Source organism: Candidatus Hydrogenedentota bacterium (assembly GCA_013359265.1).
Taxonomy (GTDB): Bacteria; Hydrogenedentota; Hydrogenedentia; order Hydrogenedentales; family SLHB01; genus JABWCD01.
In genome coordinates this window covers 103,059-114,840 of the sequence record JABWCD010000033.1, presented here as the reverse complement: position 1 = coordinate 114,840, position 11,782 = coordinate 103,059, and the positions used below count along the sequence as shown (strand labels likewise).

The following is an 11,782-nucleotide window of genomic DNA, read 5'->3' as shown; positions in this document are numbered from 1 at the left end:
CCCCAACGACTCGAAACTCACAAAATGTAGTGAAGACTTTCGACAACCCGATCAATAATGACAACCACTTACAAAAATAACTGCGGAAGTTGGGCTAACTTTTACATAATGTGCTTATTGTCTGCCTATCTCCAATGCGATTCACTCCCAGGAAAATCAAAAACAAAGCTGCCGACGCGAGCGCCCACGCGCCGGTAGCAGGAATCGTAGCGGGCACACTTGCGTTGTCTTGTGGGTCGCTGCCGCCGTTGAGTTCGTCCAGATTCGTGTAGGTGTCGCCGTCGGGGTCGCCGGAGGCGCCGTTGTCGGGGTTGATCGAGCCGTCATCGTTCGGATCGAGCGAGTGGAGCACCTCCCACGCGTCGGGCAGGCCGTCGCCGTCGGTGTCTGGATCGCGCGGGTTGGTGTTGTAGATCGCGTTTTCGTCCGCGTCGGTCAATGTGTCGTTGTCGCTATCGAGATCGAGCCAGTTTGGTATGCCATCGCCGTCGGTGTCGGCGCCGGTTTCAATGCCGTTCGCGATACCGTCGCCGTCGTTGTCGAGTAGGACGAATTCGTCGAAGTCGAGTGTGAAATCGTCGTTGCGGTCGATGCCGAGGGTGTAGCCCGAGCCCGCGGGCACGGCTTCGAACGTAAGTTCTGAGTTGGCAGCGGCCAATGCGGCGAGCGCCGCAAGCGATATGGGCGCGTCTGCCGCGGAGTCTGGCGTGAACATGCCGCCGCCGGTGTATTCCCATCCACGCGGAAATCCTGCCTGTATGCCCTTCACGATGAGGTCGATATCGCCGGCGTTCGCGAGCGTAACAAACAGATTGATCGTGGTGAGGTCGTCCAGGGGATTGCCGATCGTCACCTGTTTGCCGACTGCGGCGTGCGCGTTATTGTTGGGGTTGCCGGGCGCTTCGGGATTGGGGCCGGGGTTTGGAGGGGCGTCGTCGAACCCGCCGGAGAATGAAAGGACGAGCGCGGTGAGATCGGCGACGTCCTGGTCCGAGTTGACATTGAAAACCGGCTCGCTGACGAAGCGCGCGATGCTGTCGATGCTGCCGTCGTGAAGTACGCCGAACCCGCTCAGACTTGGGTTGCCGGGCGTGAGTTCGAAGCCGGCCTTGTCGTATTGGTTGCGGAGTTGCGGGATTTTGATCGCGTGATTAGTCGAGCCGTCGACGGAGACAAGCGTGACGTGATGTTCGCCATTCGGCCCGGTCGCGATGGGAACGAACGCCGAGCCGTTCCAACGCGAATCCGTGCCGTCACCGACGGGGAGCGTGTGACAGATGACGCAACTGAAGCCGCCGTCCATGGGCGCGGTTTGGCTGCGGTAGAGCTGAAGGCCGCGCACGGCGTCGCCGGCGGGCAGGGGTGCGCCGTTGCCGAGGACGAAGCGGCCGTTTGCGAATTGGCCGGGCAGCGGGAGGTTGGTGGGCAAGGTGTTGTCGAGGTTGCGGAATGGGTTCGGCGGGAAATGCGTCGTTGCGAGGAAGTCCTCGAACTCCTGCATTTCTTGCGCGGTGAGCATGGTATCGTCGCCCTGCAGGCCCATGAACGCGGGATTGAATTCTTCGAGGCCGTCGCGGTCGCCGCGCCAGTGGAACGGTTCCTTGCCGATGATGTCCTGCAGGGTTTGGGTCGTCATCGGACCCTTCATGGGATGAAAGTCTTGGAAGCCGCCGCCGAGTCCGGGTATGCCGCCGCCGAGGTTGTGCTGCGGGGGGCTGCCGGCGCCGGATAACGCCTTGACGCTGCCGGAGGGATCGCCGAGGTCCCAGGCGAGGCGGTCCATGCGGCCGTCGACGTGGCAGGAACCACAAGCGATGTGGCCGAGGCCGGAGTTTTTGTGTGTGTCGTAGAGGTGTTTGCGACCTGTTTTGATCGCAGTGGGGGTCGGATCGAAGTACGGAACGTTTGCGATCTCGTTGAGCGATGTCGTGTCGACGACGGAGATGGAGCCGTCGAAGCGGTTCACGACGAAGAGACGCGATTCGTCGGCGCTGAGGACGGCCCCTGTGGGGCCTTCGCGCAGTTCGGTAGTCGCGCCGAGGGTGACGCGGTTGCCGGTTTGATCGACGACGACGAGGTTGTTCGACCCCATTCCGGTGATGTAGCCGCGGTCGCCGGCGGCGTTCCACACGATGCCTCGTGGGTCGCCGATGGACTTGTCGCGGTCGGTTTGGGGTACGGTGGGCGTTTCGTATGGATCGACACCGCCCGGTTGGGCGAGCGCGAGGTGAGCGGCATTGAGATCGACGACGTTGGTGTTCGAGAGATTCGCGTCGTCGACGATGCCGATGTTCACGCGCAAGAAGGTGCCGCTGACGACCGGTTCGAACCGGACTTCGTTTGTGCCGTCCGTGCCGACGACGGTGATGTCGCCGGTTGCGGGATTGATTGCGAGCGACATGCAGATGTTCATCAGGCGGTCCGCGTAGTTGACGGTCGGACTTGGCGCGTTGAGATTCGTGATGACGGCGATGTCGTGGTCGATGACGTCCCAGCCGACATAGCGGCCGGAGAGGTTCGATTTCGCGCCGTTGATCCACGGCGACCAGTCGCTGCCGTTGTCGTCGCGCCAAACGCCTGCGGCGTCCTTCTTGACGATGAGGCCGACGCGCGGCGCCGCGCCGTTCGCTGCCTTCGGCGGGATGAATAGGTTCAGATCGCCGTTCGTGTCCAGAGGATCGTTTGGTGGCGGGTTCACGCCGCCATACGGATTGGTCACATCATCCATCGCGGCGTTGGTTGGAAAGCCGCCGAGGGTCCCGTCATTGCCGCCGGCAATGATGGTCGAGCCGTTACCCGATTCAAAGATCGCTGCGTATACCGTGAGGCCGTCGGGACTGACTGCCAGCGTGCGCGGCTCTTCGGCAAGGATGGAAATGTTCGTTGGCGCCGCGGCGACGTTCGCCGGGTCGAAACGTTGAATGGTGTTTGCCTGCGAACAGGAGACGAAGGCCATTTGCGGCGAGCCGGCGAAGACCACGTCGCAGGGTTCGTCGAGCGTGGGGATTGTCCCGATGACGCGCTGTGTGGTGATGTGGACGATCGAGACGCTGTCGGAAATGTGATTCACCACCCAAGCTTCCGTGTTGGTGCGGAAGCGCACGCTCACGGGATCGATGCCGACCTGCACCGATCCGCGTTGGACCGGCGTGCCGCTCGTTACATCGTAAATGTCGAGCAGGCCCGCCGCGGTGTTTGAGACGGCAATCGTTGTGCCGTCCGGGCTGAGGTCAATGGGATGGACGTGCGGCGTTTCGAAATTGACGAAGGCCGCGGATGAATTGAAGCAGAGCAGCAGACACGCAAGAACGAACACGCAGAGAATGCTTCGCACGATACGACTCCCACACCGGCACCCGGACTGATTTGTCACCCCTCACCCAAGGGGCACTACAGTAGCGCAAGATTGTTGAATTGGCAATACGAAAGCTACTTTCGCGGTATGCGCATTGTTCGCAGAGTGCGGGTGGAGGAATGGGAGTAATGGAAAAGGACCTAAGGGACCAAAGGGACCGAAAGGACCTAAGCGACCAAGAGCGTGATCAACCAATTAAAGAGAGGTACGAGCACAGAGTTCGGTTACGAGGACGATAACCAGCACGAATGCGATAGAGCGACGCACCGATTTTCGAGATGGCGCGGGCACGAATGAGCGGTGTGCAACGCTGCAATCAGGCGAACGCGTAGCGCGCGATGAGGGCGAGGGCGATTGCGTACATGATCGGATGAACTTCCCTGTAACGGCCGGCGATGGATTTCACGATGGCGTAGGAGACGCAGCCGGCGGAGACGCCTTCGTGGATCGCGAAGCCGAAAACCATGAGCGCGACGGTGAGAAATGCGGGGAGCGCTTCGGTGATGTCGTCCCACTTCACATGGCGCAGGGGGGACATCATGAGCAGGCCGACCACAATCAGCGCGGGCGCCACGCCGGGGTACATTGCGACGTGGGGCGCGGTGGCCTCGACGCCGTAAAACGCGGGGCCGATGTCGGTGCCGACGATATGGATAATTGGCGCGAACGCGATTGCGGCAATGAAACAGAGTCCGGTTACGATGGCGGCAAGGCCGGTGCGCGCGCCGGCGGCCACGCCGGTTGCGCTTTCGATGTAGCTCGTGACGGTGGACGTGCCGAACAAAGCGCCCACGCACGTGGCGATGGCGTCGGATAGGAATGCATGGCCTGCTCGCGGCATCGAGCCGTCGTCTTTAACGAAGCCAGCTTGTTTGCCGACGCCGACGAGTGTGCCCACGGTGTCGAACAGGTCCATGAAGAATAACAGCAGAATGGCGATGAGCGCGGCATCCCACCGCGCGACCAGTTCGGACGCATCGAGATTGAAAAAGGTGTCGAATGAATAGTGTGCGCCGGAGGTGTTGCTTGGCATCACGTTGGTGGCTACGCCGATCATGCACGTCACGACGATGCCGATGAGAATTCCGCCGCGAATGCCGCGGGCCATAAGGGCGGCGATCAAGAACACGCCACCGATGGTGAGCAGCGCGGGACCGGAGGTGAGATTGCCGAGGCTGACCATTGTTGCCGGATTCGGCTGGACGATGCCGCCCCATTGCATGCCGACAAACGTGATAAAGAAACCGATTGCGGGGCCGATGGTGTTCTTCAGGCACTCGGGCAGTACGCGCAGGACTTGTTCGCGCACTCCGAACGCAGAGAGTAGAACGAACAGGAATCCCGAGATGAGCACGATCATGAGGCCGGCCTGCCAGGAGAAGCCCATGCCGCCGGCGAACGTCGAGCACACGGTGAACGCGAAGAAGAAGTTTTCGCCCATGCCGGGGGCGAGTGCGATGGGGTAGCGCGCCAGCAGGCCCATGAGAACGCACGCAACGGCGGAAGAGAGGCACGTCGCGATGAGCACGGAACCAAAGGGCATTCCCACAGCGCTAAGGACGGTGGGCTGCACGAAGACGATGTAGCTCATCGTCGCGAAAGTGGTCAGGCCGCCGAGGATTTCGCGTCGGACTGTGGAGCCGCTACTTTGGATTTGAAAGTATGATTCGAGCAGGCGCATGACCCCCCCTCCGCCACGCATGAATTTTACACAAACGCGGCGGTACCTTCTCGTAATCGTAGTCGTCCTTCGTATTCGTAATCGAACTTTCGGCGGTGACTTGCATATTTGCTTGTATACCCGAGAACCAATTCTCGATTACGATTACGAATCGCGAAACGGCGAAGATGTACGATGAAAGGAGTGGAATTGCGCATTCTCATCGCAGGTTGCGGCTACGTCGGCACGGCCCTCGCCGGATTGCTTGTTAGAGACGGCCACCATGTCTGGGCGCTTCGGCGCGGCGGCGTGCTCCTGCCGAAAGGCGCGGAGTCGGTACAGGCGGACGTTTTGAAACCGGAAACCCTGTCGATGTTGCCGTCCGGCCTCGATGCGGCCGTGTACGCCGTGTCTGCCGGTGGGTACGACGAGGCGCGCTACCGCGCGGCGTACGTGGACGGCCCGCGTAATTTACTGAGCGCGCTCAAGGCGACCTCCGCTCAGCTTAAGCGGTTCGTATTCGTTTCGAGCACCGGCGTATACGCGCAGGACAACGGCGAATGGGTGGACGAAGATTCGCCCGCAGAGCAGACCCACTTCTCCGGCGCGACGCTGCTGGAAGGTGAGCGGCTTGTTCACGCGGGGCCGTTTCCCGCGACGGTGGTGCGGCTCGGCGGGATTTATGGTCCCGGGCGAACGCGTCTTATTGATTCCGTGCGCGCCGGGACGGCGACGATTCCGGCGGGGCCGAGTTTCATCAATCTGATCCATCGCGACGACTGTGCGGGGATTCTGCGGCACGTGCTCATGATCAAGAATCCCGCGCCGCTGTACCTGGGAGTAGACAACGAACCGGTGGACCGACGGGAGCTGCTGGCGTGGGTGGCGGAACAACTCGGTGCGGCGAAACCACCGGTTGACACGAGCACGTCGTCGGCACGATCGCTGCGCGGAAATAAGCGGTGCAGGAACGCGCGCCTGATTAACTCAGGCTGGAAGCCCGTTTTTGCCTCGTTCAGAGATGGATACAGCGCTTTGCTATAAGATTCATAAGCGACGAATGCACAGTGTGAACGAAGCGTAGATGGTGTAAAGGCAATTCGAGTATTCGATTACGAACATGAGCACGAGCGACGGCGGGGGATATCAAAGGACCTGTCTGTCCAGGGTCCGGTACTGAATTGCTTCGGTGATGTTGTTGTCGGAAATCCGTTCGAGGCCTTCGAGATCGGCGAGAGTGCGCGCGACGCGAAGTACTTTATCGTAGGCGCGGGCGCTGAAACCGAGTTGGTTTATCGCGCGTTCGAGCAGCTTGCCTCCGCCTTCGGAGGGGACGCAGTACTCGCGTACGGCTTTGGGATCGAGATGCGCGTTGCAGGTGTAGGCCTTTCCGTATCGCGCGCGTTGGCGGTCGCGCGCGGCTTGCACCGTATCGCGCACTTCGGCTGTCGTGGGGCCGGTTGGGCGGGTGTCGCTCAGTTCTTCGTAGCTGAGCGCGGGGACTTCCGCGTGGAGATCGATGCGGTCAAGCAGCGGGCCGGACAGACGCGCCATGTAGCGTTGAATTTCGCCTTGCGAACAGCGGCATTGCTTGCGGGGATCGCTGCGGCAACCGCAGGGACAGGGGTTCATCGCGACGACGAGCATGAAGCGGCTGGGAAACGTGACGGCGTATTGTGCGCGGCGGATGTGGACGAGGCCTTCCTCGAGCGGTTGGCGCAATACTTCGAGCGCGCTGCGGTTGAACTCGGGCAATTCGTCGAGAAACAGCACGCCGTGATGCGCGAGACTGACTTCGCCGGGTACCGGCGCGGCGCCGGCGCCGCCGCCGCTGATCGAGATCGTCGTTGACGTGTGGTGCGGCGAACGGAACGGCCGCTGCAGGATCAGTTGGCCTTTTTCTTTTACGCCGTTCGCGACGCTGTAGATGCGCGTCGTTTCGAGCGCTTCCTCGAAAGTCATGGTCGGAAGGATGCCCGGCAGGCGCGATGCGAGCATCGTCTTGCCCGTGCCCGGCGGGCCGATCATGAGCAGGTTGTGTCCGCCCGCAGCGGCGATGGTCAACGCGCGCTTCACCGCCGCCTGGCCTTTCACGTCGGTAAGGTCGGGAACGCTGCGGCGGCTCTGTTCCATTACCGCTTCGATATCGGTGCGGTAAGGCATGATCTCGATCTTGCCGGCGATGAACCCGCAGGCCTCGCTGAGGTTGTTCGCGGGGATGACGTCAACGCCGGGAACGACGCCCGCTTCCTCCGCGTTCTGCGGCGGGAGGACGATGCCCTTGAGGCCTTGATCGCGCGCGGAGATGGTCATCGAGAGAGCGCCTTCGACGGGGCGCAGCGTGCCGTCGAGCGCGAGTTCGCCCGCGAGCGCGTATTCGCGCAGGCGCGCGCCGGTGAGTTGATGGTCCGCGGCGAGCAATCCCATCGCGATGGGAAGGTCGAACGCGCTGCCTTCCTTACGGATGTCGGCGGGGGCGAGGCTTACCACGATGACGCCGCGCGGATAGCGGAACCCGGAATTGGTAATCGCCGATCCGACGCGTTCGCGGCTTTCCTTGACGGCGAGGTCGGGCAGGCCGACCATGAACATTTTGTTTTCGCCGGGGCGCGTGTCGACTTCGACAGCGAGGGGATACGCATCGACACCCAAAACCGCGCACGACTGTACCCGCGCCAACATTGACGAAGAGTCCCCTTACCGTTACACAACGACACCTGCGGCATGGTAATGGAAGTGTGGTGGGGTTTGCACGTGTGAGGAAGCGGGAATCGGGTGTAGGGAACACAATGGCCGCTGCTGTGAAATTCTTGTTGGTCGGGTCTATCGGGTCTATCGGGTATACCGGGTCTGTCGGGTCTATCGGATGACGCGTGTGACGATGGATCGTAGGTTTTCGAAACCCGCTACTCGGGCGGCTTCTCAGGAAACCACCGCGTTCTATCCGCGAGTTGTGCGTAGGGCATGTTGAGATTGCGCCACACGAGGGATCGGTAGAACTTGTTGGCGGCGCGGTAGTCGTCCATGGAGAGCAGATACTTGCCGCCGGTGTAGAGCGCGCGCATGGTTTCGATGTCGTTGTCCGGGAGGTTGAGCGCGGATTGCCACATGAGTTCCGCGGCGGTGTATCGGTAGTGGAAGCGGTGGTTGGGTTGTGGGGCGTTAAGTCGATACCTGTCTCTCTCATCTTCGGATGCTACCAATACATTGATCAGTTGCGGCGAAATTTGCGCAATACTGGATACATACGATTCATTGAGATTACCGGCAATTCGGTGGGGCCCCGCGCCGGGAAGCTCAAAGTTTCCTTCAAATGCGTACCAATCCGGTTCAACCTGTGTCCCGAGAATCTCCATGCCGGACGTCCTTACTACCGAAGCCGCTTCCGACAAGCGCTTCGCGCGCACGCGATCTACGACGGTTCTGGGCTGGACTCCGATGAACCACCCCCACGCTGACTGCGTAGTAGCTGGGCCTTCGTCGGGGCGGCCATCGCGAATCGCTGCGCTCAATCGTTCCGCGTCTTCCTTGGGGCCAGGTGGCAAGTATCGAAACGCCTCTTCCCAGCGCCCTTCACGCGCAAGACGGCGGCCCAATAGATCCTTCAAACTGCATGAGTATCCGAACGCGTGCGAGTTGCGGGCTACGGGTCCATTTACGGCATTGTCGTCTTTACGCGCGTCAACGTAGCTACGCAACTCTTCGGTAGTTAGCACGCGTTCCGCGACATACGCGGCATCGAGATGGTGACCGTTGTGCACAAATAGATCGAGTGCCTCCACATACTCCTTTTGCCCGAGCAGAAGCACCCCAAGTTCGCCAGAAACATGGTCGCGTGGCCCCGTTTGGGGACCGTCTAGCCCCGACTCATCGTACAAAACTCGATCAAGATACTCTGACTCAGATCCTACAAGCTCTCGCAGCAGCGCCACCGCATCGTCGATTTGCCCCTGCCGCAGCAGTAGTTTGGATTGTACCCATTTGCTGTACGGCGTGGGCGACACAATGGTTTCGATCCACCTGCTTGCCGTTTCAAAATCGCCCAGTTGATATGCCGTAAAGGCCAGTAAGTCGGCGTGCGCCATCTCGCCTTTAAGTCCCGCGCGAGATACGGCTTCGAGCCATTTCTTTGCGAGGTTCCGCGAGTCCGGGTGGGAGACGACGTACGTAGATATCGCGATACGGCAAACATCATCTTGAACCGCTTCGGGCAATACGGCGGTCGTCTCAAGTGCAATCGCGCACGCAACGCCAAGCGAGATGTAATCGGGCATTGCCGGAGAGTCTGGATTCAAGAACGGTTGTGCGTAGCCATGTATGGCCGCAACGATATTGCCGTTGTTCAAATCCATTTTCGCCTGCCATCCAATACTTTCGCCCGCGAGATTAAGCGGATCGTCGAACCCAGCCTTTGCCAGATCCCGAGTCATGTCATAGTGCGCTGCGGCTTCATTTGTGTCGGTTGTCGCGCGGGCAATCATGTAAGCAGCCCAGACAGAACGATGCCTTCGTTCGCTTTCCGGCAGCGCAAGTAAGGATTTCCATTTCGATACTGCGCCATCCCAATCATGCGTGTGATAGAGAGCAGCACCTTGAGCGTAGAGCGCAAACTCGCGGGGAATCTTTGCGGTTACCTCGTCGAGCGACTGGGCATTTACGGGAACCGCGGGCTGGTTTGTCACCAGTTGTTCGGGCGTGGGCGCCATTGCCACGCGCACGGCGCGGTAGTTCACGATCGTTTGTCTAACGTCGGCCTCTGGCATGCCGGATTCGGCAAGCGCGGCGCTAAGGCTCGCGGCATCTGCATCAAGCGATGTTTCCCACATTATTCCGGCATCTGCCCATGGCTTTTGATTCTTCGTAGAAGCTCCGAGGCGATGCCACACCTCCGTCACAAACGATGCTTCGGGCATGCGCAGCACTTGAAGTTCGTTACCGAACGCAAAGTACGCTCTGGGGAAGTATGGCCCGCAGGGATGCGCAAGAATCGATGCACCGACTCCCAACAAAATTGTCACGAGTAAGTAGCGTAAACGCACGGAGTTTGGTGTATTCATGGCGCGTATCATACCCCAAGAATCGTCGGCGTAGAATCTGTTATTGTGACGCATCAATTCCTGGAGACACTACAGGAGCCAGTTCCATGCAACGCCGAAATTTTCTTGCGGTAGCCGGGGTGGCCGCGGCGACGGGACTGAGTGGTTGCGCGACGCCGAGCGTGTCGCGGGAACCGGAGAAGGGCGCCAGGTCCGGCAAGCCAAACGTCCTCGTCGTTATCGTCGATCAGCATCGTGCGGATTGTATCGGTGCGTACGGGAACCGGGAGGTGCGGACGCCGAACATCGACGCGCTCGCGGCGGATGGGGTGCGGTACGAGAACGCGTTTTGCTGCTATCCCGTGTGCACGCCGTCGCGGTACAGCATGTTCTCGGGGATGTACGTTCACGACCACGGCGGTAGCAGCAACCGGTGCACGTTGCGCGCGGGCATCGACACGTATCCGCGGATTCTCCGCGACGCGGGGTATCGCACGGTTGCCGTGGGCAAAATGCACTTCACGCCGACCTATCTCGACGTGGGTTTCGATCGGATGTATCTTGCGGAACAGGACGGCGACGGGCGGTGGGACGACGACTATCACCGCGAACTGATGCAGCGCGGGCTTATCGACATCAACGATCTCGAGGATCAGCGGCGGGAGTTCCGCGCGCACGCGCGAAAGGAGTATTGGGAACATTTTGGCGCGTTGCCGACGAATCTGCCGCCGGAAATGCATTCGACCGAATGGATCGGGCGGAAGTCTCTGGAGATTCTCGGCGAGTGGGGGAGTGGCGGAAACTTGCTCGTTACCAGCTTCGTCAAGCCGCACCACCCGTTCGATGCGATCGCGGAAGATGCGGCGGGTTACGATCCGGCGGCGCTGACGCTGCTGCCGGGGTGGACGCAGGAATGCTTTGCGCACGATCTTGCACTGCAGACGGGGTACTTGCCGTACAAAGATCTCAGCGAAGCGCGGCTGCGCCGGATCATGGCGTATTACTACGCGACGATCGAACAGATCGATCGGCAGGTCGGCGCTATGGTGGAGGTACTGAAGAAGAAGGGACTATATGAGGATGCGGTAATCGTGTACGTCAGCGATCACGGCGAGTACATGGGCCATCACCACATGATCCTGAAAGGCAATTACATGTACGACTCGCTTGCGCGTGTGCCGTTAATCGTCAAGTATCCAAACGGGAGGCGCGCGGGCGAGACGTTCGCGGGGTTGGTGAGTCTGGTCGATCTCGCGCCGACGCTGGTGCGGCAGGCGGGGTGCGCGCCGGGAGAGAGGATGACGGGATTGGACCTTGCGGCGGAGACGAAGGGACGCGACATCGTATTCGCCGAAAGCGGGCGGGGCGAGCAGGTCATGGCGCGGACGCGCACGCACAAGCTGCTGCTCTCCGCGAAGCCGCAGCAGCAATTGCTCTACGATCTCGAACGTGACCCTATGGAATTGACGGACGTGCATTCTGAGTCCGCTAATGCGGCGATCGTGAGCGACCTGTCGGAGAAGGTGAAGGCATGGCAGGGGCCGGCGCCGATGTCCGCTCCGTATATGGATATGGGCGCTGCACAGATTGATCAACCCAATGTCCCGTCCCCGAATCTGGGCCATCGATCGGCGGCAGTCGAGTACTACACGCGCGAGGCGAAGGCTTACCTCCCCGGACTTTGAGGAAGCGCGATCCGGGCCGCTGCGCGGCTCGTGCGCGCGGCGCATA

Annotated in this window: 5 protein-coding genes and 1 pseudogene; 2 read left to right on the top strand and 4 right to left on the bottom strand. The window is 60.7% G+C overall.

From position 1 onward, the window contains the following. Positions 1 to 553: 553 nt before the first annotated feature. Positions 554 to 3,337: pseudogene (locus HUU46_22940) on the bottom strand (beta-propeller fold lactonase family protein). Positions 3,338 to 3,671: 334 nt separating this feature from the next. Continuing rightward, on the bottom strand, positions 3,672 to 5,030 hold the full coding sequence (locus HUU46_22935; protein ID NUM56498.1) for an NCS2 family permease: 1,359 nt from the start codon (positions 5,028 to 5,030) through the stop codon (positions 3,672 to 3,674). A gap of 180 nt (positions 5,031 to 5,210) precedes the next feature. Here HUU46_22935 and HUU46_22930 point away from each other — a divergent pair, with 180 nt between their 5' ends. Further along, entirely contained in the window at positions 5,211 to 6,059 is an 849-nt protein-coding gene (locus HUU46_22930; GenBank protein ID NUM56497.1) for an SDR family oxidoreductase, read from the top strand. A gap of 102 nt (positions 6,060 to 6,161) precedes the next feature. Here the strand turns inward: HUU46_22930 and HUU46_22925 are convergent, their stop codons facing one another. After that, positions 6,162 to 7,697 (bottom strand): YifB family Mg chelatase-like AAA ATPase, encoded by a 1,536-nt coding sequence (locus tag HUU46_22925; protein ID NUM56496.1) that lies wholly within the window; start codon positions 7,695 to 7,697, stop codon positions 6,162 to 6,164. A 224-nt stretch (positions 7,698 to 7,921) separates the two neighbouring features. Next, positions 7,922 to 9,841: a hypothetical protein gene (locus tag HUU46_22920; GenBank protein ID NUM56495.1), complete on the bottom strand. Its 1,920-nt coding sequence runs from the start codon at positions 9,839 to 9,841 to the stop codon at positions 7,922 to 7,924. 317 nt (positions 9,842 to 10,158) lie between these two features. Here HUU46_22920 and HUU46_22915 point away from each other — a divergent pair, with 317 nt between their 5' ends. Beyond that, on the top strand, positions 10,159 to 11,736 hold the full coding sequence (locus HUU46_22915; GenBank protein NUM56494.1) for a sulfatase-like hydrolase/transferase: 1,578 nt from the start codon (positions 10,159 to 10,161) through the stop codon (positions 11,734 to 11,736). The last annotated feature ends 46 nt before the right edge of the window (positions 11,737 to 11,782 follow it).

Excerpts from the sequence above, each read along its gene's own strand:
- HUU46_22915 (NUM56494.1), top strand. The coding sequence starts at position 10,159 with ATGCAACGCCGAAATTTTCTTGCGGTAGCCGGGGTGGCCGCGGCGACG.
- HUU46_22925 (NUM56496.1), bottom strand. The coding sequence starts at position 7,697 with ATGTTGGCGCGGGTACAGTCGTGCGCGGTTTTGGGTGTCGATGCGTAT.
- HUU46_22930 (NUM56497.1), top strand. The coding sequence starts at position 5,211 with ATGAAAGGAGTGGAATTGCGCATTCTCATCGCAGGTTGCGGCTACGTC.
- HUU46_22920 (NUM56495.1), bottom strand. The coding sequence starts at position 9,841 with ATGTGGGAAACATCGCTTGATGCAGATGCCGCGAGCCTTAGCGCCGCG.